The following is a 24,856-nucleotide window of genomic DNA, read 5'->3' as shown; positions in this document are numbered from 1 at the left end:
AAAGTAGAGAAATCAAATGCCGCAGCATATGAATGCATCATCATAATCTGAAAACACAATTCAATGTAAGTAGTTGATTACAGGTTTTTACACCAAAATCCGGTGGACCATTGGCATAATTTGAATCGTAGATAATTTTAATATCATTTTCCGCAAGAAACAAAGCAGAAATCATGAACATATTTTCAATTTCAACGGGATTAGGCAATGGTTTTACCGATGGGAAGGTGGTAGGCTCATCCAGTTTCTTGAGGTTTACATCGCTTTTATGCTCATGCTCACTGTCGAGGTCATTGCATCCATGCTGATTTTCGTGATTTTTTTCAACGGAACAACAACTGTCTGCTGATGTTACATCGCAACTTTGGCATAAATCCTTGCTGTCAGAATCGAGCGTAAGAAAAATGAACGTAGTTTCGTTTTTCTGACATTCGCAACCGGTACAGTAATGATGAATAAGGGCGAAACCTATTATTGCCGGCACGAAGAATGCCAGTGTTACGTAGGACAATATTTGGTTTAAACCTTTCATACAAGTACAATATTACGTAAATTGTTTTGAAATTATGCGCTTAGCATGTTAAAGTTAAGTTAAAAATGCAGCCCTGTTTTGTATAAAACATTGTTGGACTGATAATTGTTTAAAGGATATGACGGTTGTGTGCGTTAAATCATATGATTTTACTATTTTTGCAATTCGTTTTTAATTTTTATTTATGCTGAAAAATCATGGCTCCAAAGTTGCTATATCATATGGCAACGAACAAATAACCTACTCTAACTTTTTTGGTAAAATAGAACTCTTTTCTTCGCTTTACGATATTGGTAAGGGCGAACATGCAGTTATATATTCAGAAAATCGTCCCGGATGGTTTTATGCATTTTATTCCATTTGGAAAAAAAACGGAACAGCCATTCCCATTGATTTTATGGCTACGGTCGAAGAGGTTTCCTATATCTTGAAGGATTCTTCGCCTTCTGTAGTATTTGTTTCGGCACAAAAACGAGCTGATGCAGAAAAAGCCGTTGAAATGTCCGGTATCATTACCAAAATTGTAGAGATTGACCAGCATGATGCTTTTCAGCCGGAACAAATATCCGACAATGATTTCCCCGAAGTTAATCCTGATGATACTGCTGTTATTATCTATACTTCCGGTACCACCGGTAGTCCAAAGGGAGTTATGCTGAGCTATGAAAATTTATTGACCAATGTTACAGCTGTCGCAGACATCATTCCTATTTATACACGAGATTCCAGGGTGATGGTTTTGTTGCCGCTTCACCATATTTTTCCTTTGCTTGGCACCATGGTGGCTCCCATGTATGTCGGAGGCCGAGTGGCCATCAGTCCGTCCATGACATCGGAAGATATCATCAATACTTTACAGCAAAATCAGATTACCATTTTGATTGGAGTGCCGCGATTGTACGCTGCCATTCGTAAAGGAATTGTTGATAAAATAAATAAAAGTGCCATTGCCAAAACTCTTTTTGCTTTGGCAAAAAGAGTTAATTCGCCTGCTTTCTCAAGAAAAATCTTTGGCACAGTCCACAAGAAGTTTGGTGGGCATTTAAAACACCTGGTTTCCGGTGGTGCATCGCTCGACCCGTTAGTTGGTGGTGATTTTCAGACTTTAGGATTTGAGGTTCTTGAAGGTTTTGGTATGACTGAATCTGCACCGATGCTGACTTTCACGCGTCCCGGAAAGGTTCGCATTGGTTCGCCGGGGCAGGCTTTGCCTGGAACGACTCTCAAAGTTGTGGACGGCGAAATTATAGCCAAGGGAAAAAATATTATGAAAGGTTACTACAACCGGCCTGAGGAAACCGCGCAGGTTTTGAAAGATGGATGGTTGTACACGGGCGACCTTGGATATATTGATGATGAAGGATATTTGTATATCACAGGGCGTAAAAAAGAAATCATTGTTCTTTCCAACGGAAAGAACATCAATCCGGTGGAACTTGAGGAGAAGATTCTCACATCTGAGCTGATACGTGATTGTGGAGTTTTTCTAAGTGAGGACCAGTTGCATGCAGTTATTCTTCCCGAGGATTTATCCGGGAACGATTTGCATGCTCGTATTCAGTCCGACGTGATTGAACCACTTAATAAAGCGGTCTCTTCCTATAAAAAAATCATGCGATTTTATATTACAGGGGAAGAATTGCCTCGCACAAGGCTTGGTAAGCTGCAAAGATTTAAACTTGCTGATTTTGCAACCGTGGATGAATCCGAAAAAGCTTTTGAAGGCGGTGAATTATCCGAAGAGTTTGAAATGATAGCCGGTTTTATTGCCTCCGAAAAAAATAAGAAGGTATACCCGCAACATCATCTGGAACTTGACCTGGGAATGGATTCTTTGGACAAAGTAGGGTTGCAGGTGTATATCAATCAGAATTTTGGTGTTGATATAGAAGCCGCTGAATTGAGCGGTTTTGGTACAGTTGAAAAATTGGTGAACCATGTATCGGAGAAAAAAACCAAAATGGAAGATGGTAAAATAAACTGGACCGATATTATTCGCGAAAAGGTTAGTTTTAAATTGCCGGTGTCATGGTTTTCAACCCGGATTATGATGAGGTTATCCCGATTCTTTTTTCATCTGTTTTTCCGTTTTCGTTCCCGTGGAGTTGAAAACATACCTGCCGGACCTTGCATCATAGCTCCGAATCACCAAAGTTATTTTGACGGTTTGTTTGTATCTGCATTATTACGGACAAGACAAATTCGCAAGACCTACTTTTACGCCAAAGCTCAGCACGTTAAAAAGCCATTTCTCAAATTTTTGGCCAATCGGAATAATGTCATTGTGGTGGATTTAAATCGGAATCTAAAGGAATCTATTCAAAAAATGGCTGAAGTTCTGAAACGAGAAAGAAACCTTATCATATTCCCTGAAGGAACTCGAAGTGAATCAGGTCGTTTGGGAGAGTTTAAAAAAACATTCGCTATTTTAAGTCGGGAATTAAATATTCCTGTTGTTCCTGTATCCATTGAAGGAGCTTATGACGCCTTGCCTAAGGGAAGTATCTTTCCGCGCTTCTGGAAAAAAGTGCGGGTGGAATTTTTACAGCCGGTGTATCCCGGCGATAACAGTTATGAACATATAACAAATGCTGTACGAACCAGAATTGCCGAAAATATGGCAGGTGAGTAGCTAAATTAGAGAATTAGAATATTAGATTCAAGATGATTATATTTAACTGGTTTTCTTTTTTGTCTTGTCTATCGTTCTATAAATCTAGTATCTAATAATCTAATATAAACATTCTCAAATCTGTTCAGAATGACCGGTACTCTAATCAATGTTGCTGCTGTAATTGCAGGAAGTATCATAGGGTTGACATTCAAGAAAAAACTACCCCAAAAAGTTATTGATGTCGTTTTTCAGGGAATTGGACTGGTAACTTTTTGCATCGGGGTTTATATGTTTCTGAAAAGTGAATGGTTGATTGTTGTTGTTTTGTCTTTGCTTTTTGGAGGAATTACGGGAGGCTTGCTGGACATCAATCTCAGGGTGCAGCAATGGTCAAATCGCATAAAAGGGCGATTTAGCAAAACCGGGGGAAACTTCTCCGAAGGTCTAACAACGGCTTTTTTACTTTACTGCATGGGTGCGATGGCCATTCTGGGTGCCTTGGACGAAGGTTTGGGACAAGGTTACGAACTTCTGTTAACCAAATCGGTTCTTGATGGATTTTCTTCCATCGCTCTATCGTCAGCACTTGGAATTGGAGTTCTGTTTTCTGCAATACCGCTTTTTTTATTTCAGGGAGGAATTATGCTGTTCGCTATCTATTTTGGCGATTTTGCCAACGAGTTGGTAATAAATGAAGTTTCAGCCACTGGTGGTGTTCTTTTATGTGGTTTGGCATTAAATATTTTACAAATTATAAAAGTGCGGGTGATGGATTTATTACCTGCTCTATTATACGCTGTGATTTTTGCATATATTTGTGGCCGTTATTTTGCATAGCAATAAAGTAAATTTAAGCAGAACTAAGTAAAACTATGATTTAATTTTACCTTAGTCTGTTTGAACATAGCTGGTGGTATTGCGAATCTATTCCCGAATGTCTCGGGACTAAACGTCTAACGGTCTATTGTCTTTTATTATGTCCCAAAAAATGGAATTGCCTGTTTACGAAAGGTTAAAAGAATTATATACGCAATGGGCGGGCGAACCTATTGAGTCCATTTCTCAGCTCCCGACTTCCGGTTCATACAGGGTTTATTACAGGATAACCGGCAAATCTCACAATGTTTTGGGAGCCATCAATTCCGATGTAAAAGAAAATCGTGCATTTATTGAATTCAGTCGTTTTTTCTACGAAAAGGGCTTGCGGATTCCCGAAATATATGCTGTAGATGCAGAGTTGGATTGTTACTTGCTTGAAGATTTCGGAAATACCACACTTTTTGACTGGCTTAGCACTGCTCGCAGAGAAAATGAAATCCCTGCGAACATTGTCGATTTTTATAAAAAAACCATTGAGCAACTTGTGGAATTTCAGATTCAGGGTCGTCATCTTGATTTTGGCTTTGCCTATCCACGTGCAAGTTTCGATAAGCAATCCATGATGTGGGATTTGCACTATTTTAAATATTATTTCCTGAAGCTGGCAAAAATTCCATTTGATGAACAATTACTGGAAGACGATTTTAATCGTTTTTCAGATTATCTTTTGGAAGCCGATTGTGATTATTTTCTTTACAGGGATTTTCAGAGCAGAAACGTGATGGTGGTGGATGAAAATGTGCCTGCATTTATCGATTACCAGGGAGGGAGAAAAGGAGCCTTGCAATATGACCTGGCTTCACTTTTATTCGATGCTAAAGCAGACCTCCCCCATGCATTTAGGGAGGAGTTGCTGAATTATTATATCATGGTTTTGTCCCGTAAAGAAAAGATGAATGAAAAGAATTTTCGTTCGCATTTTTACGGATATGTTTTGATTAGGATTATGCAGGCCATGGGTGCATATGGTTTTCGAGGCTTTTATGAGAAGAAAGAGCATTTTTTGAAAAGCATTCCCTACGCACTTCGTAATTTGAGTGATGTTCTGGATATTGTTGGATTTAAAACCCGTTTTCCCGCTTTATGTGAAGCTCTTCAATCTGTTACCGAATCGCGGTTTCTTCAGCAAATAGCTGAAGAACCTACATTAACTGTTACCATCAATAGTTTTTCATACAAGCGAGGAGTCCCCATTGATTTTTCGGGGAACGGAGGTGGATTTGTGTTCGATTGTAGGGCAATACATAACCCCGGGCGATACGAAGCTTATAAAACCAAAACGGGTAAAGACCCGGAGGTGATTGCTTTCTTTGAAAAGGAACCGGAAATGCACGATTTTTTAAAAAACGTGTATGTTATGGTGGAACAATCTGTCAGGAAATACCTTGAGAGAGGGTTTAAACATTTAATGGTGAATTTTGGTTGTACTGGAGGTCAGCATCGTTCTGTTTATTGTGCAGAACAACTGGCAGCGCATCTTAAAAGCTCCCATCCCGTAAAAATAAAACTTAAGCATGTAGAGCAGGAGATGAGAAGTTAGAACACATTAAAGTGTAATATTACCTGAATGGGAAAGAAAAAATGTGATACAGATAAAACGCCTAAACAAAAGGACACCCATAAGTTTTCGTGTAAAAAATGTGGCAATTTTGCGAAGAAAAAGGAGCGTTTGTGTCAGGCAGAAAAACTTAAAAATACTGAATTGTAGCGTATGGGTAATATTTTACTGTTGCTTATTGGTTTATTGTTTTTAGTTGGTGTACTAGTACCTTTTATATATCCCGTTCTTAAAAAGCGGACAGGAGTCGTTCTGTCTGTTCTCCCATTAGTCATTTTTATTGTTCTTCTCCTCGAACTTTTAAGCATCGGTTCCAGAGAATCTATTATTTTAGATTCTACCTGGGGCTTCTTGTCGGGCATGGAATTCTCTTACCGGCTGGATGGATTAAGCATCATTTTTGGCCTGCTAATCAGTGGAATTGGTTTCCTTATTTTGCTTTTTTCCTCGTATTATATGGCAAAGTACGACCGTCAACCCCATTTTTACACCTATCTTACATTATTTATGGGGGCAATGACGGGCTTGGTTTTTGCCGATAATCTTTTTGTTCTTTTCGTTTTTTGGGAATTGACCAGTGTTGCCTCATTTTTTCTTATAGGCTTTGACCATCACTTAGAAAAGTCTCGTCAGGCCTCGCTACAGGCTTTGCTGATTACCGCATTTGGAGGCTTGTGTTTGTTGTTTGCCATTATATTAACCGGAAACATTACTGGTACTTATCGCATAAGTGAATTGATAAATTACAGCATCCACCTTGGAAATCATCCCCATTACTACCTGATTTTGTCTTTGGTTTTGCTTGCCGCTATTACCAAATCGGCTCAATTTCCCTTTCATTTTTGGTTGCCTGGAGCCATGCAGGCACCTACACCCATAAGTGCATATCTTCATAGTGCCACCATGGTAAATGCCGGAGTGTTTCTTCTGTTACGTCTCTATCCTGTCATTGGCGGAACGGTTGCATGGAAGTACCTGCTGATTCTGACCGGAGGAATTACTATGTTTTTAGGAGCCTTTTTATCCATGGGGCAGCGCGACCTAAAAAGAATATTGGCCTTTACCACCATCAGCGCATTGGGAACTATGGTATTGCTGATTGGAATAGATACTCCGAATTCGATTAAAGCTGCCATAGTTTTTTTTATTGTTCATGGCCTCTACAAAGGTGGATTGTTTATGATTGCGGGAATAATTGATAAAAGCACAGGTAGTCGGGATATTTATGAACTCAACGGACTCTTCAGAGGCATCCCTGTAACTGCCATTGCTGCATTACTTGCTGTTATTTCAATGGCCGGTTTGCCTCCTATGCTCGGTTTTGTGGGAAAGGAACTTGTGTATGAGGCGCAGATTCAGGCTCCGGGAATTTCATGGATTGTTCTTCCATTGGGAGTAGGAGCCAATATTTTGATGGTGGCTGTTTCCATTACCGTGTTTTATGAGTTGTTTGTTTTCAATAAAAACAAACCAGCCACTAAATTCAAATACCATGAAAGGCAATTTCCTGTGACTTTTTTAGCCGGGGCTGTTCTGTTGGCTATTTTAGGCTTGGGATTGGGAATGTCTCCTCGTTTTCTTGAAAACATTCTGTCAAATGCTCTCTATTATATTCAGGGACATTCCATGGAGATTAAACTTCGGCTGTGGCATGGCTTTAATCAGGTATTGATGCTGAGTATTTTCACCATTTTTTGCGGAGTGGCAATATTTCTTTTCAGAAAACCTGTTAACCGAGTTATCTCGACATTTATTAATTGGCTGGACAGGTATCATCTGCCTACACTTTTTACCAGTGTGATTAATTATTACATTTATCTGGCATCAAAAAATACACGAAGAATTCAGCATGGTTATCACAGATTTTACCTGTTAACATTCTTCCTGGTAACCATTGCTTTAATTTCATTACAACAGTTTCGAATTACAGAGGTAACATTGCCTGAAAGTGGATTTTCTCCCGTAAAATGGCATGTGGCTCTGCTTCTTTTTATTGCTTCGCTATCGGTGATTTTTGCTGTTTTCGCGAAAACCCGTTTGTCGGCAATTTTGGCAATGGGTGTGATTGGTTACGGAATTGGAATGCTTTACTTGTTTTATGGGGCAGTAGATTTGGCCATTACTCAGTTTTTGGTTGAAACCATTATCATGATTGTTTTTGTGATGGTGATTTATTACTTGCCGAGATTCGCAATTCTTTCATCCAAAACATCTCGAATCAGGGATGGAATTATTTCCATTGCTGTAGGCGCTTTTGTGACTTTAATTGTGCTGAAGGCACAATTAATAAAACCCGATTCGCGGGTATCAGATTTTTTCGTAGAAAACAGTTACACCCTAGCACATGGGAAAAACATCATCAATACCATATTAATAGATTTTAGAAGCCTTGATACGTTAGGCGAAATGGTTGTAATTACCATGGCTGCTGCCGGGGTGTTCTCACTTTTTAGGTTTCAGATACAACGATTAAAAAAGAAAGAGGAAAAAAAAGAATAAAAATGAGGAATTTAATTCTCGAAAAAATTGCAATCATCTATCTCAGAGCCATTCTGATTGTTTCTGTATGGCTTTTGTTGCGTGGACATAATGAACCGGGTGGGGGGTTTATTGCAGGCATCATTGCTTCAACAGGTTTTATTCTATACGCCATTGTATATGGTTCTACCGCTGTAGAAAAAACACTGAGGTACAACACTCGTAATTGGATTGGTTCAGGACTATTAATTATTCTTATAGCTGTTGTATTGCCACTAATATGGGGAAAACCTGCTATGACATCCATTTGGATGACATTACCTGATTCAATTTCCTCTTATGTTCATATTGGAACGCCTTTGTTGTTCGATATTGGCGTATATGTGGCGGTTATTGGAATTATACTCTCAATTATAATAACCATAATGGATGTATTAAAATGGAACTCATAATTGCGATATTTATAGGGTTAATGTTTTCATGCGGAGTTTATTTAATCCTTCGCCGAAGTATTGTTAAGGTTATTTTGGGGATTTTTGTATTAAGCAATGCCGCCAACCTAATAATATTTCTCGCCGGAGGTATCACAAAAAGCGAGGTGGCTTTTATCCCCCATGGGGAGCAGACATTAGACCCGGCTCTGATAAACGACCCGGTTGCGCAAGTGCTAGTAATTAAATCTATTGTAATTGGTTTGGGTATTGCTGCATATATTCTTGCCTTAAAGTATCGCTATTTTGAAGTGACCGGCACACACGATTTGGACAGTTTAAAAAACACAGACCAACGATGATATTATTAGCTCACATATTACTGCCGTTTACCTATATTCTGTTGGCGTTGCTAATAAAAAAAGCGTCCATAAAATCGCGGTTGGCTGTGTTATTTGCCACATTTAATCTGTTGTGGGCATTGGCATTGCTGCCAATTGTTCAATTCAAAGACATCATTGTTGTTCAGGTTGGAGGTTGGGCTGCTCCTTATGGTATTTCACTGGTTGCCGACCGATTTAGTGTCTTTATGCTAATCATGACCGCCATTGTCTTTTTTCTTGTCACGATATATGCCACTCAGTCCGTGGATAAAGCGCGCAGGAAATCGGGGCACTTTTTCTTTACGTTTGGAATTTTAATGGGGGTTAATGGCAGTTTCATTGCCGGAGATATTTTTAACCTTTACGTTTGGTATGAAGTCATGCTGATGTCATCTTTTATTCTTATGAGTTTGGGAGGGGAGCGTGCTCAAATGGAAGGTTCAATTAAATATCTGATTCTTAACTTAATATCAGCTCTGTTTTTTGTTTCCGGGGTAGGCTTACTTTACGGTAACCTGGGAACATTAAATATGGCCGACCTTTCTGCAATTATTTCGGAAAAGAGCCATATGCTTACGCATTTAAATCCTGCTCTTATTCTGATGGTTGTCAGTTTTGCCATAAAAGGTGCTTTAGTGCCGTTTTTCTTTTGGTTGCCGGCTTCATATCATACACCTCCGCCGGCTGTTTCAGCTTTACTGGCCGGGTTACTGACAAAGGTTGGGATATATTCGCTCATTCGCTTTTATACCCTGTTTTTGTACCATGATGCACCTTTCTGGAATCAACTCATATTATGGATGGGTGTTTTATCCATGGTTATTGGCGTGTTTGCGGCCTCCTCGCAATTCGATTTTCGGAAAATATTATCATTCCACATTATCAGTCAGGTTGGATATGTAGTCATCGGGTTGGGTTTTTATACTGTTTCGGGTATTGCTGCCGCCATTTTTTTTCTTGCGCACAACATGCTTTCCAAAACCAACGCATTTTTAGTGGCCGGATGGGTCAAAAGGCAGAAAGGAACTCTTAACCTGAAAACGCTCGGCGAGGTATATAAAGAGAGTCCTGTGTGGGGTGTTTTGTTTTTTATCTCCGCTTTTAGTCTGGCAGGGTTGCCACCTTTAAGCGGATTTATTGGGAAATATCTGATAATCAAAGCCGGAATTGAAGCCAATTATATTGTTGTTGCCCTCATTGCTCTTTTTGTTGGCTTGTTTACCCTGTTCAGCATGGTAAAAATATGGCTTGAGGTATTTTGGAAAGATGTTCCGAAAGACCGGGTTGTAAAGATTCCAGAAAAAAAACGGAAATCTCAATATATGCTGACCGCATCAATCATTATGGCAATTTTAATTGTGGCTATGGGGTTGTGGGCACAGCCAATTGTAACCTATTGCGAACAGGCGGCAGTTGATTTGTTGAATCCGGAGTTGTATATTGATAGAGTTTTGAATTTTTCGAGATAACAATAGATTGTTAGACTTTTAGATTATTAGATATTAGATGTGAGAAAATATCTTATTATCAGCTGATTGAATAGCACAACAACAAACCTGTGAGTACCAGATAGTCAAGCAGTTAAAAAAGAAGTACTAACTATTAAGATAAAGAATAACTAAAATAATGAAGGCTTTTTATTTTATATACCTGTTTTTGTATTTTGGATATACCATTGTCCGTTCCGGCTGGCTGGCTGCCTGGGTTATATTAAAAGGCTCGCGCGGAGATAATGGCGGTATCATTTATTATCAAACACAAATAACAAGGCCTATGCACCTGGTTCTTTTTTTTAATCTGATAAGTATGACCCCGGGCGCATTATCGGTCGATTTATCTCCGGATAATAAAACTATTCATGTCCATTTACTGGACATGAAAGGAGAGAACACATTTTTGACCATTGCAGGAAGAATTGAACGGTTATTGTTAAAATCAGCATAGAAATGGAATCATCCGAGTTTTTAAAATACGCATCTCAGGCTGCCATGTTTATCATGACAGTTGCCATGCTGTTCCCCATGTTTCGCTTGTTCAGGGGGCCTACACTTACCGACCGCATAGTGGCTCTTGACCAGATGGAACTCACCATTATGGGCATGATTCTGTGTTATGCAGTCTATTCTGAAAAACAGATATATCTGGATGTTGTATTAATGAGCTCCTTTTTATTGGCCTTTGGTGCAATGATTATTACCCGATATCTATTTAAACGAAAAATTAAAAATGATTGAAATCATAATTGGCATATTGGTTCTGATTGCGGCAATGGTTATCCTGGTTTCATCGGTGGGAATCCTGAGGTTTAATAATCTTTATGCACGCATGCATGTGGTTACCAAAGTATCATCGTTTGCATTGTTGCTGATGTTGGTGGCGGTGAATCTACTGTTTTTAAACATTTGGGTTCTCATACAAACTTTTATCATTTTTCATGTGCTGATATTTTTATCTCCAATTTCTGCTCATGTTGTTGCAAAGATTTCTACCTTGCTAAAGTTATATGACCCCGAAAGTAAAACTCCCCACGAGGAGATGGAGGAACAAGAATGAATGCCATGATTTTTGCAGCCGGAAAAGGAACCCGGCTAAAGCCATATACCAACCAATGCCCAAAGGCATTGGTGAAAGTGGGTGAACTTACCATGCTGGAGATTGCATTGCGTAAGTTGTCCCGAATTGGAATAGAGCGTGTTGTAATCAATGTTCACCACTACGCCGAACAAATCATAAAGTTCTTAAAGGATTATCCGGCAGGCAATATGGAAATCCTTATTTCCGACGAACGTGAACTACTGCTGGATACCGGTGGCGGTTTGCTAAATGCACAAATGTTGTTTGATGAAGAAGAACCAATTCTTATTTACAATGTGGATGTGTTGACCAATGCTCCCATTGAAAAACTGATTGAATATCATGTTGAGAATGATAACCTGGTTTCAATGATGATTCAAAAACGGGATGCATCCCGTTTTTTGCATTTTGATGATACACTTCAGTTAAGTGGCTGGAGTAATCCAAAAACAGGAGAGACCACCACTTCAATTACAGTTGCTCAAACTGAAAAATATGGTTTTAACGGAATACACATCATTGAATACGAGGTGCTCGATTTAATAACTAAAACCGGAGCATTCCCTATTGTTCCGGAATATTTAGAACTCTCCAAAGCATTTCCGGTAAAGGGGTGGGACGATTGGAGCGGCGAGTGGTTTGATATTGGCACACCTGAGAAATTGGAGAAGGTGAATGAGTTTATTGCTTCTCTTTCAAAGAAACAATTGGAGAAATTCTTTTGAATAGTTCTTTAAAGATGGTTTTCGCAGAACAGTATCTTTTGATCTTCATACAATTAAAAAGGGTTAACTGGATTTATCAGTTAACCCTTTTAATCTTTCATTCATTTGCTCTACTGCGCCGGCTTAAAAAAGCCAAGATCATCAATTGTACAATTTGCAATATACTCTGCTCTCGCACGGTTCTCTGATCGTCCCATTCTGACATAGATTTCCGTTGAAGTTCGGAATTTGTCATCCCGTTCGGTATCCAGTAAAAGCAAATATCCCATGATGATGTGTCCGGCCATTTCAACCAATCTCCTGGCATGGAAATCAAGATATTCATTATCTTTTACCTCCATTACCTGGCGAACGGCTTTTTCGTACTCTTCGGTCATGCCAATTAGGGTTCTGCGGAAACCATGCAATTCAGGTTTAATCGCCATGGCTTCAAATTCCCGAATTCTGTCGAGATAGGAACCTGTAGTTACCCCCCGAATGGCTGCCACAACTTGTAATTGGGTTGTCCCTTCGTAAATGGTGGTAATACGTGCATCGCGATAAATTCTCTCAATGGGGTAGTCTTTCATAAAACCACTACCACCATGTATTTGCAGCGAATCATAAGCCAACTGGTTACAGTATTCACTGGTCATTCCTTTTAAAAGTGGCGTAAAGAAATCGGCCAATCGCTGGTAGTATTTCATGTCAGCACGCTCTTCTTTGGTGAGCTGTCGTTCTTCACTGATGTGCATATAGCTTTTGTATATGTCAACATAGCGGGATGTTTCATACAGTAAAGTTCTGGATGCATCCAGACGGGCTTTCATAGTGGCCAGAAGTTCATAAACAGCAGGAAATTCAATAATTGTCTTGCCAAACTGCTTACGCTCTTCGGCGTAAGCAAGAGCTTCCCGATAGGCTGCTTCGGAAATTCCAACCGATTGGGCTCCAATTCCCAAACGAGCTCCGTTCATCAACGCCATAACGTATTTGATAAGACCCATTCTTGTTTGTCCAACCAATTCAGCAGGAGCATCTTTAAAAACCAGTTCACATGTAGGGGAACCTTTGATACCCATTTTATTCTCAATGCGGCGGATGGTTACTTTTTTATGGTTGCGGTCGTAAATAAACATAGAAAGACCACGACCATCGGTAGTTCCGGCTTCACTTCGAGCAAGTACCAGGGAAACATGTCCGTCACCGTTGGTGATGAAACGCTTTACACCATTCAGATACCATTTGCCATCTTTTTCGTTGTAGGTGGCTTTTAGTTGAACCGCCTGTAAGTCAGAACCTGCATCGGGTTCAGTAAGGTCCATTGCGGCAGTTTCGCCATTGGATATTCTTGGCAGAAAACGCTCTTTCTGGTCTTCAGAAGCAAATTCGTTGATGGTTTCGGCGCAGTCCTGCAACCCCCATATGTTTACAAATCCTGCATCGGCACGGGACACGATGTCGGCAGCCATGATGTAAGGAACAATTGGGAAATTAAGACCTTCATATTTTCGTGGAAGTGTAATTCCCATCAAACCTGCTTTTACCAATGCATCGAGGTTTTCCTGCGTGCCTTTGGCGTAAATAACTTCGTTATTTACAATTTTTGGTCCTTCCGCGTCAACGCTTTCTGCGTTGGGAGCTACGATGTCGCCACAAATTTCGCCAACAATTTCCAGCACTTTTTCGTAACTGTCCATTGCATCTTCAAAATCCATTGGGGCGTAATCAAATTTGTCCTTATCTTCAAAATCGCGCTCTTTAAGAGCTACGATTTTCTTCATCAACGGATGTTGAAGATGAAAAAGGAGATCGGTATTATCTGTGAAAAAATTAGCCATTTTGTTATTTGTTTAGAACCGTGAGGTTCGTTACAACTTAATAATTAATGCGACAGCAAGTTTTACTTGCTGTTTTTCTTATAAAACTTTATCATTTTAGGAATGATTTCCATAACATCACCGGTAATTACATAGTCTGCAATCTTATTGATGGGTGCATTAACATCATTATTAATGGCAATGACCATTGCAGAGTCTTCCATTCCTGCGGTGTGCTGTATCTGTCCGGAAATACCACAAGCGATATAAAGTTTTGGGCGAACAGTAATACCAGTTTGCCCTACCTGACGATCGTGTTCGGCATATCCTGCATCAACAGCAGCACGAGATGCACCCACTTCTGCACCAATGGCTTCTGCTAAATCATAAAGAACATTGAAATTCTCTTTGGAACCCATGCCGTAACCACCGGATACAATGATGGAGGAGTTTTTGATGTTTACACGGCTTTTTTCCATGTGGCGTTCAATCACTTTCACTACCAAATCTTCAGGTTTGATGTATTTGCTTACATCAATAGTTTTCACTTCACCTTTATGGTTCGGAGAGAAAATCTCTTTTTTCATTACCCCTTCGCGTACGGTGGCCATTTGCGGTCGGCAATCGGGATTGATAATGGTGGCTACAATGTTTCCTCCAAAAGCAGGACGAATCTGGTAAAGTAGGTCTTTGTAGTTTTTGCCTGCTTTTTTGTCCTCATGGTCGCCAATTTCGAGGGCGGTACAATCGGCGGTTAATCCGCTAACCAAAGCAGAAGAAACGCGCGGTCCTAAATCGCGACCCATTGTAGTGGCGCCCAAAAGACCTATTTGTGGTTTTGTTTCGGCAAATAAACCGTTAATAACAGCAGAGTGTGGAAGGGTAGTGTAAGGAGCTAGCCTTGCATCGTCGCCAATGTGAACCACATCGGCACCATATGGGATGATTTCTTTTTCTATTCCGCTGATTTTATGGCCTAAAACAACTGCTTCCAGCTTGCATTTAAGCGTATTGGCAAGGGTGCGACCTTTGGTAAGCAATTCAAGGCTTACATCGGCAACTTTTCCCTCATCCATTTCACATATAACAAATACGTTGTTCATGAGTAATTAAGTTTTCTGGTTTTTCAAAAAAGCACGTGGTGCTTTTTTGTACAGCTTTTTACACTGTATCAATTTTTTAAACGATTAACCGATTGTATGATTCAGAATTAACTCCCTCATCAATTCCTCAATATCTTTATCAGAATCAGATAGTACTTTCGACTCTTTGGCCTGGAATACCACATTTTCAATTTTCTTTACTTTTGTGGGTGAACCGGTGAGTCCCAGCCATTTGTCATCGGTTTCTACGTCATTTACACTCCATTCGGCTATGTTGAGATATGGACGGTCGGTACTCATGTCAATGTAATCTTCTGATTGAGACTGTTTCTCGCTCATGGTTTTAGCGTGTTTGTATTTCATCAGAAGCTTTGCTGCACGGGGGCGGCAAGGCGCTGCGGATCCGTTTACTGTAACGACGCATGGCAATGGCCCTTCAACTGTTTCCACACCTCTCTCAAGACGCCTTTTAACAAGAATCTTTCCTTTTTCTGCTTTAAGAATTTCTTCAGCGTAAGTTATTTGTGGTAAATTGAGTTTTTCGGCTACCTGTGGGCCTACTTGAGCGGTATCCCCATCAATGGCCTGACGGCCAGCCATGATTAAATCAAATGATTTAATTTTTCTGATAGCACAAGAAATTGCATAAGAGGTAGCTAATGTGTCAGATCCGGCAAATGCTCTGTCGGTAAGTAAATAACCATCATCAGCCCCGCGGAAAAGCCCTTCGCGTATGATGTCGGCGGCGCGTCCCGGTCCCATGGTTAATACGGTAACGGTGGATCCTTTATACTTATCCTTCAAACGCAATGCTTGCTCAAGGGCGTTCAAGTCTTCCGGATTGAAAATTGCCGGCAACGCGGCTCTGTTTACAGTTCCGTCAGCTTTCATTGCATCTTTGCCAACGTTACGTGTGTCAGGCACCTGCTTAGCAAGAACAATAATCTTTAATCCCATTTTATAAAATTTAAGTATTAATTTGATTTTGAGAAACACAAATATAACAAAAGAGCGCATTTGCACAACTTATAAATATGCTGTAAAACAGGTGATTAATTTTGGTTTGGTTTTGTTTTTATGAAATATTCCTGTCGTGTTTAATTGTAAAAATCAATTTTACAATCAGTTATAATTAAGAAAAATTGGCTTTGAGGTAAGTAAAATTAACACCCGTAAATTGGTTTTTAAGGTGTAATTTAGAAAGAGTAAAAATAAAATGAGTTCATTAAGCCTGCTTTAGCTTTTAACAATATCAGGTTTGAGAAATTTTGATTCTAATATAATTCAAATACATGATGCTTAAGTTGCCAGGATTTCAAACCCTTAAGTTTTAGAAAATATGGCAGGATGGTTTCCTGAAACTTTACTTTGATTGGTTTGTTTTAAAAGAAAACAGCGTTATGAAACTATTTTGTTTGTTGCTATTTGAAATTTTGTGGTTTACTGTTTTTAGTCAAAATGATTCAATAGAAAATACTATGAGGGAATTTAAATTCAGAGAGTTAAGTGTAGAAGAGACTCGTGTAATTATACATAAAGGCACAGAACGCCCTTTTACAGGGGAATACTACGACCATTGGGAAAAAGGTGTTTACGCTTGCAGACAATGCAATGCTCATTTGTACAGAAGTACCGATAAGTTTGATGCGCTTTGCGGTTGGCCAGCTTTTGATGATGAAATAGAAGGAGCTGTTAAGCGACTGCCTGATGCGGATGGAAGACGTACGGAGATTCTGTGTGCCAATTGTAATGGCCACTTAGGTCATGTTTTTAAAGGCGAAGGATTTACCCCTAAAAACACACGACACTGTGTCAATAGCATTTCAATGGTATTTATTCCGGAAAAAAAGATTGAAGAATAGGAGCTTACCTGATCATGATTTTTATTGTAGCTGAAGGAGCATTGGATGCAGGAGTTACACGAACCAAATAGACACCCCGCCGAAGCGATGAACTGCTTAGTGTTTGTGCTCCAATTTCTGAAATCACTTCACGACGCAGAATCTCTTTTCCTGTGAGGTCAAAAACCTGTATGGTATAATTTTCTTCGTCAGGATTATTTACAACAATGTCTCCATTGGTGTTGACTGAAACGGTTGTTTTAACAGCCGGTTCTTCGCTGAAATCAAAGGTAGCACCTGTTACTTTGTTTGCTGAAAGCAAAACAAAGAAACATACAAGAGTTATACGAATTACATTGTAAAAATTATTCATAATATATTCTTATCAAAAAGCATACCTTATACTTCTACAAAAATACTAAATAAAAGGTTACATTAATAAATCTCTTTAACAATTTATTAAATTTACGCTGTTTTTACAATTTTGTATGAAAGTAGAGCTTTACATTCCTTGTTTTATCAATGAAATGTTTCCACGTATTGGTTTTGATATGATAAAAACCCTTGAAAAAGCCGGTGTGGAAGTGAATTACAATCCTGAACAGACTTGTTGCGGACAGCCTTTTTATAATAGTGGTTACTGGAAACACTCAGAAAAAATGGCGGAAAAATTCCTCACGGATTTTTCCGGCGATGTACCGATAATAGTGCCTTCTGCGTCTTGTGCCGGTTTTATTAAAAATCATTACAGTAAGATTTTTGAAAACCAACCTGATGTTCTTCAGAGATTGAATAATGTTGTTATAAATGTATTTGAATATACAGATTTCTTAGTGAATCATCTCAAAGTCACGTCATTTGATGCTGATTTTTCTTATAAAGTAACTTATCATGATGGATGCTCAGCTCTCAGAGATTATGGATTAAAAAATGAACCCCGAGTATTACTGTCGAATGTTAGTAATCTGGAATTGATTGAGATGGCAGAAACCGGTACCTGTTGTGGATTTGGCGGTACTTTTATGGTTAAATTCCCTTCAGTTTCTGTGGCCATGGCCGAGCAAAAGCTGGAGCATGCCTTGAATACCGGAGCTGAATATATTATTTCGTCAGAGGCGTCCTGTTTTATAAACTTAAATTCAATTATTGAAAAGCGCAAGCTGCCAATTAAAACAGCCCATATTGCCAGAGTGCTGGCTTCGTTTTAAAAGAAGAAGAGAGGGATGTGTACATAACCCAATTCGTCCATATCGCCAAGGATTTCTTCAGGTGTAAGATATACATCTCTTTTGTATTGCTTGTAATCATCGGAGGCGTTAGAATCGTACAAAACATAGTAAGCCCATCTGTATAGGTAGTACCGGTATCCTGCTTCGATTACCATCATGTCGATTTCATATTCGAATTTAGCGCGTCCTCTTTTGGAAAGATATTGCCAGCCTCGTTCCAGTACACCGAAAAATCCCCTGTCGTTGTAATCCTTGATGTGCATCAGCTCATGAATCCATAAGCCAATGCGTGATTCCATGGGAATGTCAGGATTGTACTGTACCCCCTCAAACTCCTCGTTTTTATTTACACGGATGATGTAGTGCCTGTTATCCCTGTTTCTGAAGATCAATGACCAAATGGTAGGCCGTGCATTCATGGTGGTTCCAATATGAGCATATTTTACAGTGATTCTCTGGTCGTGTAATGACTGCACATCGGGAACAATTTCTTGTAACGGTGGATGGTGTTTTTCGGGAATATCCCATTTCTTGGGCATTAAAATTGTCGTGTCCGGTGTTTTGAACCAGCCATGTTCAGGATTTTCTCCGTTTATTTCATTTATCGTGAAACAAAGAGTGAGAATTGATATGATTAAAATTCTAATCAAATTGATAATGGTTTGTTTGGTTGATTTGTTATTATTGTTAAGTCAAACCTGCATTGTCTCCAACGCTCACCCCTAACCCCCTAGGGGGGACGCTAAACGCACAATACTTTATGATTAACTTGACCCTACGTATAAAGTTACAACAATAGTTGTGCCTTTATATATAATGTGTTTGTACGTAGCCGCAGCCAGTGTTGTTACACTGTGGTTTGAGGAGATGTAATTACTTGATTGATTTTAGTTTAATCTCTCATTTGTAGCGAGTGTAGTTTTCTGTAGATTCCGTCTTTTTGGATTAACTCATTGTGCGTTCCGGTTTCTACGATTTCTCCATCATGAAAAACACAAATTTTATCGGCGTTGTGAATGGTCGATAGTCTGTGAGCAATCACAATGGATGTGCGGTGCTCCATGAGGTTCTCTAGCGCTTGTTGAACTAATAGTTCCGATTCGGTGTCGAGTGCCGAAGTGGCTTCATCGAGGATAAGAATGGGTGGATTTTTTAAAACAGCTCGTGCAATACTTAAACGTTGCCGCTGACCACCGGATAGTTTGTTGCCTCTGTCTCCGATTACCGTATCGTAACCGTTTTCTGTCTCCATGATGAAATCATGCGCGTTGGCTACCTTTGCTGCTTCAATAACCTGCTCCATGGTGGCATGTTCAACCCCAAAAGTGATGTTGTTGTATATAGAATCGTTGAAAAGAATGGCTTCCTGATTCACATTTCCCATGAGGTTTCTTAAATCTAGAATTTTTAGGTCTCTGATATCGATGCCATCAATGGAAATGGTTCCCTGCTGAATATCATAAAACCTTGGAAGTAAATCCACGAACGTGGATTTACCGCTTCCTGATTGCCCCACTAGCGCAATTGTTTTTCCTTTGGGAATCTCAATACTCACATTCTTAAGAACCGGACGTTCTCCATAAGAAAATGTCACGTTCTTATATTCAACATTTTTACCTAAATGGCTAATCTCTCTTGCATTTTCTTTGTCTTTGATGTAGATATCTGCCTGAAGAATTTTGTCGATTCTTTCATAAGCTGCTAATCCTTTTTGAATGCTGAAAACAGCCTGTGAGAAGGCTTTTGCCGGATTGATTATTTGGTAGAAAATTCCGATATAAGCCAGAAATGCAGCGGGTTGTAAGCCGCTGTCTTCGTTCAGGATGAGAGTTCCGCCGAACCATACCACCAAAACCACTACAATGGTACCTAAAAACTCACTCATTGGATGAGCCAAATCCCTGCGGCGCATCAACTTGTTCATAATTGACCGGTACTCGTCAATTTCGCCATCGAATTTTTTCCCCATTCGCTTTTCGGCGTTAAAGGCTTTTACAATTCTTAAGCCTGAGAGGGTCTCTTCTAATACACCAAGGATGTCGCCCATTTTATTCTGCCCTTTCATGGAGCGTCTTTTCAGGCTTTTACCAACTCTGCCAATTATGAGCCCGGCAAATGGAAGAATCACGAGTACAAAAATGGTGAGTTGCACGCTGAAAATCATCATGGTGGTTAGAAAAACCAGAATCAATACAGGATTTTTCAGAAACATATCTAGCGACGACATGATGGAGTTTTCAACTTCCTGCACATCTCCTGTGCTGCGTGCAATGATATCGCCTTTGCGTTCATCGCTGAAAAATCCCATGGGAAGATTTAGGATTTTATTGTATATCTGGTGACGAAGGTCGCGAACCACGCCGTTACGTATTCCAACGCTGGTGTATGATGCCATATAGGCATTTAGAACTTTAAAGAGTGTTCCGGTAACAAGAAAAATACCGACAAATAGGAGCGACCAACCCGGCCCGTATTTGTCTTTTAATAATGTAATATAATAATAGAGATTGTTCTTTAGAGCATCAAATTCCATTGTCCATGGCATCAATTCATATACCTCACTGTCCTGCATCAAAATAATTTCCAACATGGGGATCATTAATGCCACAGAGAATACAGCAAAAATGGCCGACAGCAGGTTAAACATGAAGTTTAGTGCCAGTAAATGCTTGTAAGGTGGGAGATATCTTAATGCTATGGATAGGAAGTCCTTCATCGGTAATTTATATAATGTAATATTAATTCTACTATGAAAAATTGGTTTTAGTCTTAATCCAATAGGTTTATATGAAAAAGCCCTTAAGCGCGATACATATTTTGATGCGTGATTTTTATGTCCTGAAAGGACATAATTTCAATAACCGAGAGGTGAAAACCCACGGCACTTCACGAAACACACTTCAACCCCGAATGGGGTTGAACTTTTTAAGGGTTATGCAATAAAATACAGGTTGAGGCTTTCTCAAATAAATTGTCAACTCTTAAACTAACGTTAAGTCAAATCTGACTTACCTCCATCGCTCACTCCAAACCCCCAAGGGGGCACGCCTAATGCACAATACTAATCCGTAATTTCATGGTTGACTTGACACTAATACAGATTTACACCTGTATAGCTTTGTGGTGTAAGCATTTTCAATTCTTCTTTAATTTCGTCGCTCACGTTCAACGTATCTACAAATTCTGCCAAAGAGCGCGCCGTAACTTTTGCATTGGTGCGTGTCAGCTCTTTTAAAGCCTCATAAGGATTTGGATACCCTTCGCGACGTAAGATGGTTTGAATACCTTCTGCCACCACAGCCCAGTTGTCGTCCAGGTCTTTTTGTATGGCTGCTTCATTTAAAAGCAGCTTGCTAAGCCCCTTTTGAATGGATTTAATGGAAAGCACCGAATGAGCAATTGGAACGCCAATATTTCGCAGAACTGTACTGTCGGTAAGGTCACGCTGCAAACGCGAAACCGGCAGTTTCGCTGCCAAATGGTCGAAAAGTGCATTTGCAATCCCCAGGTTACCTTCCGCATTTTCAAAATCAATGGGATTTACTTTATGCGGCATGGCACTGGAACCAACTTCACCTTTCTTAATTTTTTGCTTGAAGTACTCCATCATGATATATGTCCACATGTCGCGACATAAATCAAGAAGAATGGTGTTGATTCGTTTAAAGTTATCAAACGATGCAGCCAGATTGTCGTAATTGCTGATTTGTGTGGTCAGTTGCTCTCTCTCAAGTTTCAGGTAATTTCCGAGGAAGTTGTTTCCAAAATCAACCCAGTCAATTTCAGGATAGGCAGCATGATGCGCGTTGAAATTACCTGTGGCACCTCCAAATTTTGCAGAGCAGGGAATGCTTTTCAGCAATGCCAATTGTGTGTTCAGCCTTTCGGTGAAAACCTTAATTTCTTTACCCAACCGGGTGGGAGAGGCAGGCTGTCCGTGAGTTTTTGCCAGCATGGGAACCTCTTTCCAATCATCGGCAAATTTTTCAAGTTCACCGATGAGTTCTTCCAGCAATGGATAATAGATGTCGTGAACGGCATCACGTAGCGATGCCGGAACAGATGTGTTGTTTATATCCTGTGAAGTCAATCCGAAATGGATAAATTCTTTGAATTTATCCATGCCCAGACCATCAAATTTCTCTTTAACGAAATATTCAACAGCCTTAACATCGTGATTTGTTACACTTTCAATGCTTTTAATTCTTTCAGCATCTTCCAACTGGAAGTTCGTATAAATTTTTCTCAAATCATCGAATTTGCTTTTGTTCACCTCTTCCAGTTGTTTTAGAGGGATTTCACAAAGAGCGATAAAGTATTCCACTTCAACCATTACCCTGTAACGGATAAGTGCATATTCAGAAAAATAAAGTGCCAGGCCGTCCACTTTGGTACGGTAGCGTCCATCTATAGGAGAAATTGCAGTAAGTAACTGAATGTCGAGCATGATATTTTAGTTTTAAACTGCAAATGTAATAAAAATATGGGGCAAAAGGGTGTGGATGTTGACACATTCAATTTACATGTAAGTTGCCATGGTATCATAATTTTTATCTATTTTTGATAAAGATAGATTTAGTCATATTTTGTTTTTATGGTCTTTAACCATCAATTCTAAGTAAATAAAAGAATGAAGAAATTAACCGGTTTTTTAATGATATTGTTGGCGTTAATCTCCATCAGTGCCAACGAAACAGCGGAAACAGGTAAACCGTTGGTTTACCGTTTGCCTATTTTCAGCAACATTAACAGCACTGTTTGGGTTCATACTCAAAAAGCTTTTAAAGAAGCCCGGGAGATGAACGCGGATATGATATTGATTCACATGAATACCTATGGGGGTGAGGTGGTTTTTGCTGATTCCATCCGTACAAAAATTCTGAACAGCGATATCCCTGTCCATGTTTTTATTGATAATAATGCGGCCAGTGCCGGAGCATTAATTTCCATCGCTGCCCGGAATATTTATATGCGTCCCGGCGCCAATATTGGCGCTGCAACCGTTGTGAATCAGACGGGAGAGGAGATGCCCGACAAGTTTCAGTCATATATGCGGTCAACAATTCGTGCAACGGCAGAGGCACACGGAAAAGATACCACTATTGTGGCCAATGATACCATTGTAAAATGGCGCCGTGACCCAAGAATTGCCGAAGCCATGGTTGATGAAAGGGTTGAGATTCCCGGAATTATTGAAGCGGGACAGGTTCTTACGTTTACCGCATTGGAGGCGGTGGAGCATGGTTTCTGCGATGGAATTGCCCGTAGCATTGACGATGTGCTGGAGCAATTGGGAGTACCGGATGCACAAGTAGTGAGTTTCAGACCAACTTTTTACGATAATCTTAAAGGTTTTTTAACCAGCCCAATTCTGCGGGGGATGCTTATACTGGTGATTTTGGGAGGTGTTTATTTTGAATTGCAGTCTCCGGGAATCGGATTTCCTATCATAGCCGCCATTGTTGCTGCCGTTTTGTACTTTGCACCACTCTATCTTGATGGATTAGCTGCCAATTGGGAAATCATGCTCTTTGTTATCGGTGTTGTGCTCATTGCTCTTGAAATATTTGTGATACCCGGCTTTGGCGTAGCCGGAATCTCGGGGACAATACTGGTGGTTACCGGTTTGGTATTAAGCTTGCTCGACAATGTGGTATTCGATTTTTCCGGAGTTAAAACTAAAGAACTGATGGAGGCTCTGTTAACTGTATTTGGGGGGATGTTTGGAGGGATTTTGCTTGTAATCTATTTAAGTAATCGATGGACAGCTTCCCCAACAGCTCCTTTATCGCGAATAACTTTGCAAACCAGTCAGGACATTAATCAGGGATACGTAAGCGTTGACAGCCATTACAAGAGTTTGGTTGGAAAAACCGGAGTTTCATCAACCGTTCTTCGTCCTTCCGGGAAGGTAACCATTAAAGGCGATATATATGATGCCAGAGCACTTGAAGGTTTTATCGACCGGGATGAGAATATTAAGGTAATTAGTTTTACATCGGGACAACTAAATGTGCGGAAAATTTGACCAAATTATCTGTTTTTTCTTGTTCGGTAAGTGCCATTTATAGAGGGTTTTGTATTGTTTTGAATTTTTAACGAAATTAAGCGCGAAAAAAGTTGTAATTTGTATGATGAAAACAGAGAATTTTGTATTTTTCAACCGTATTAACAACTCATTTTTTTAACTAAAAAGCAATATTAAAATGAAAACAAAGAAGCTTCCCACAAGGAATTCCGGAGGAATGTTTCAGGATGAAGAATCATTGAAAAGACCGGGGGTAAAGCTAGGTAAACAAAAGAGATCAAAAAAGCCATCTATCTATGATGAAGTAGATGAATTTGATGACTACAATCTGGATGATGATCTTGAAGATGATTTCTATAATGATCCCATGGATGATGAAGATGAGGATCTTTATTAATTTCGAACTTTATAAAGGATAATAAGGCAGGCAGATAATTTTAATTATCTGCCTGTTATACAATATGGGGTTGACAATAAGCTTACGGTTGAACAGATTATTATCAGGAAAAAAATTATACGAACGACTTCCTTTCCTGGGTTAACAGCCCAAAATACATGATTGACAAATTCTCTGATTATTTGCAGTATGTAAAAATGAATACCTAAATCTGAAAATGTAGGTTACGTTGAATATTTTAGGGTATATCACATGAGTTTTTGCGATTGGGTAAAGCCAATAATC

23 protein-coding genes are annotated in these 24,856 nt (G+C 39.6%); 15 read left to right on the top strand and 8 right to left on the bottom strand.

The genetic code is table 11. The annotated features are described in order from the left end of the window. Positions 1-40: 40 nt before the first annotated feature. Positions 41-532 carry a hypothetical protein gene (locus EV194_RS06995; protein ID WP_132433329.1) on the bottom strand — a complete coding sequence of 164 codons (492 nt, stop codon included), beginning with the start codon at positions 530-532 and terminating at the stop codon, positions 41-43. A 184-nt stretch (positions 533-716) separates the two neighbouring features. Here EV194_RS06995 and EV194_RS06990 point away from each other — a divergent pair, with 184 nt between their 5' ends. From EV194_RS06990 to EV194_RS06940, 11 genes are all read left to right on the top strand, one after another. After that, positions 717-3,164: an AMP-binding protein gene (locus tag EV194_RS06990; protein WP_132433328.1), complete on the top strand. Its 2,448-nt coding sequence runs from the start codon at positions 717-719 to the stop codon at positions 3,162-3,164. A gap of 129 nt (positions 3,165-3,293) precedes the next feature. Then, positions 3,294-3,983, top strand: a complete 690-nt coding sequence (locus EV194_RS06985) for a DUF554 domain-containing protein (protein WP_132433327.1) — start codon at positions 3,294-3,296, stop codon at positions 3,981-3,983. 151 nt (positions 3,984-4,134) lie between these two features. After that, complete coding sequence (locus EV194_RS06980; protein WP_132433326.1) at positions 4,135-5,565, top strand: RapZ C-terminal domain-containing protein; 1,431 nt, start codon at positions 4,135-4,137, stop codon at positions 5,563-5,565. A 171-nt stretch (positions 5,566-5,736) separates the two neighbouring features. Then, positions 5,737-8,082, top strand: a complete 2,346-nt coding sequence (mbhE, locus tag EV194_RS06975) for a hydrogen gas-evolving membrane-bound hydrogenase subunit E (RefSeq protein ID WP_132433325.1) — start codon at positions 5,737-5,739, stop codon at positions 8,080-8,082. 2 nt (positions 8,083-8,084) lie between these two features. Further along, positions 8,085-8,513, top strand: coding sequence for an MnhB domain-containing protein (locus tag EV194_RS06970; RefSeq protein ID WP_132433324.1), 429 nt, complete (start codon positions 8,085-8,087; stop codon positions 8,511-8,513). Next, positions 8,501-8,854 (top strand): NADH-quinone oxidoreductase subunit K, encoded by a 354-nt coding sequence (locus EV194_RS06965; RefSeq protein WP_132433323.1) that lies wholly within the window; start codon positions 8,501-8,503, stop codon positions 8,852-8,854. Before EV194_RS06970 ends, EV194_RS06965 begins: the two co-directional genes overlap by 13 nt. Continuing rightward, positions 8,851-10,344 (top strand): proton-conducting transporter transmembrane domain-containing protein, encoded by a 1,494-nt coding sequence (locus EV194_RS06960; RefSeq protein WP_132433322.1) that lies wholly within the window; start codon positions 8,851-8,853, stop codon positions 10,342-10,344. Before EV194_RS06965 ends, EV194_RS06960 begins: the two co-directional genes overlap by 4 nt. A 157-nt stretch (positions 10,345-10,501) precedes the next feature. Further along, entirely contained in the window at positions 10,502-10,819 is a 318-nt protein-coding gene (locus tag EV194_RS06955; protein ID WP_132433321.1) for a Na+/H+ antiporter subunit E, read from the top strand. Positions 10,820-10,821: 2 nt separating this feature from the next. After that, on the top strand, positions 10,822-11,109 hold the full coding sequence (locus tag EV194_RS06950) for a monovalent cation/H+ antiporter complex subunit F (RefSeq protein WP_132433320.1): 288 nt from the start codon (positions 10,822-10,824) through the stop codon (positions 11,107-11,109). After that, positions 11,102-11,428, top strand: a complete 327-nt coding sequence (locus tag EV194_RS06945) for a cation:proton antiporter (protein ID WP_132433319.1) — start codon at positions 11,102-11,104, stop codon at positions 11,426-11,428. Before EV194_RS06950 ends, EV194_RS06945 begins: the two co-directional genes overlap by 8 nt. Before the next feature lie 5 nt (positions 11,429-11,433). Beyond that, entirely contained in the window at positions 11,434-12,174 is a 741-nt protein-coding gene (locus tag EV194_RS06940) for a nucleotidyltransferase family protein (protein WP_243699352.1), read from the top strand. Between the two features lie 110 nt (positions 12,175-12,284). Here the strand turns inward: EV194_RS06940 and EV194_RS06935 are convergent, their stop codons facing one another. The 3 genes from EV194_RS06935 to EV194_RS06925 all read right to left on the bottom strand — a co-directional run bounded on the left by EV194_RS06935 (position 12,285) and on the right by EV194_RS06925 (position 16,033). Further along, the gene (locus tag EV194_RS06935; protein WP_132433317.1) at positions 12,285-13,994 is read right to left on the bottom strand and encodes an acyl-CoA dehydrogenase family protein; all 1,710 of its coding nucleotides are present in this window, start codon (positions 13,992-13,994) and stop codon (positions 12,285-12,287) included. 62 nt (positions 13,995-14,056) lie between these two features. Next, positions 14,057-15,076 carry an electron transfer flavoprotein subunit alpha/FixB family protein gene (locus EV194_RS06930; RefSeq protein ID WP_132433316.1) on the bottom strand — a complete coding sequence of 340 codons (1,020 nt, stop codon included), beginning with the start codon at positions 15,074-15,076 and terminating at the stop codon, positions 14,057-14,059. Between the two features lie 84 nt (positions 15,077-15,160). Beyond that, a complete protein-coding gene (locus EV194_RS06925; protein ID WP_132433315.1) occupies positions 15,161-16,033 on the bottom strand; it encodes an electron transfer flavoprotein subunit beta/FixA family protein in 873 nt (290 codons plus the stop codon). A gap of 521 nt (positions 16,034-16,554) precedes the next feature. On the opposite strand from EV194_RS06925, the gene EV194_RS06920 reads away from it, so the two are divergent. After that, the gene (locus EV194_RS06920; protein ID WP_243699351.1) at positions 16,555-16,938 is read left to right on the top strand and encodes a methionine-R-sulfoxide reductase; all 384 of its coding nucleotides are present in this window, start codon (positions 16,555-16,557) and stop codon (positions 16,936-16,938) included. A gap of 4 nt (positions 16,939-16,942) precedes the next feature. Here the strand turns inward: EV194_RS06920 and EV194_RS06915 are convergent, their stop codons facing one another. Beyond that, positions 16,943-17,290: a T9SS type A sorting domain-containing protein gene (locus EV194_RS06915; protein ID WP_132433313.1), complete on the bottom strand. Its 348-nt coding sequence runs from the start codon at positions 17,288-17,290 to the stop codon at positions 16,943-16,945. 115 nt (positions 17,291-17,405) lie between these two features. Between EV194_RS06915 and EV194_RS06910 the strand changes: the two genes are divergently transcribed. After that, entirely contained in the window at positions 17,406-18,125 is a 720-nt protein-coding gene (locus tag EV194_RS06910) for a (Fe-S)-binding protein (RefSeq protein WP_132433312.1), read from the top strand. Here EV194_RS06910 and EV194_RS06905 read toward each other — a convergent pair. The 3 genes from EV194_RS06905 to purB form a co-directional block, all read right to left on the bottom strand. After that, on the bottom strand, positions 18,122-18,796 hold the full coding sequence (locus EV194_RS06905; protein WP_132433311.1) for a hypothetical protein: 675 nt from the start codon (positions 18,794-18,796) through the stop codon (positions 18,122-18,124). The two genes, EV194_RS06910 and EV194_RS06905, sit on opposite strands and share 4 nt — an antisense overlap. A 242-nt stretch (positions 18,797-19,038) precedes the next feature. Then, positions 19,039-20,862 (bottom strand): ABC transporter ATP-binding protein, encoded by a 1,824-nt coding sequence (locus EV194_RS06900; protein WP_132433310.1) that lies wholly within the window; start codon positions 20,860-20,862, stop codon positions 19,039-19,041. A 375-nt stretch (positions 20,863-21,237) separates the two neighbouring features. Beyond that, a complete protein-coding gene (gene purB, locus EV194_RS06895; protein WP_132433309.1) occupies positions 21,238-22,593 on the bottom strand; it encodes an adenylosuccinate lyase in 1,356 nt (451 codons plus the stop codon). Positions 22,594-22,776: 183 nt separating this feature from the next. Here purB and EV194_RS06890 point away from each other — a divergent pair, with 183 nt between their 5' ends. Together EV194_RS06890 and EV194_RS06885 are read left to right on the top strand one after the other, a co-directional pair. After that, on the top strand, positions 22,777-24,174 hold the full coding sequence (locus EV194_RS06890; RefSeq protein ID WP_132433308.1) for an NfeD family protein: 1,398 nt from the start codon (positions 22,777-22,779) through the stop codon (positions 24,172-24,174). 178 nt (positions 24,175-24,352) lie between these two features. After that, positions 24,353-24,571 carry a hypothetical protein gene (locus tag EV194_RS06885; protein ID WP_132433307.1) on the top strand — a complete coding sequence of 73 codons (219 nt, stop codon included), beginning with the start codon at positions 24,353-24,355 and terminating at the stop codon, positions 24,569-24,571. Positions 24,572-24,856: the final 285 nt, after the last annotated feature.

This window comes from Natronoflexus pectinivorans, assembly GCF_004345615.1.
In the GTDB taxonomy this organism is placed as follows: Bacteria; Bacteroidota; Bacteroidia; order Bacteroidales; family Marinilabiliaceae; genus Natronoflexus; species Natronoflexus pectinivorans.
Note: the sequence above shows the minus strand (reverse complement) of the source record. Positions and strands in the feature narration are given on the sequence as shown.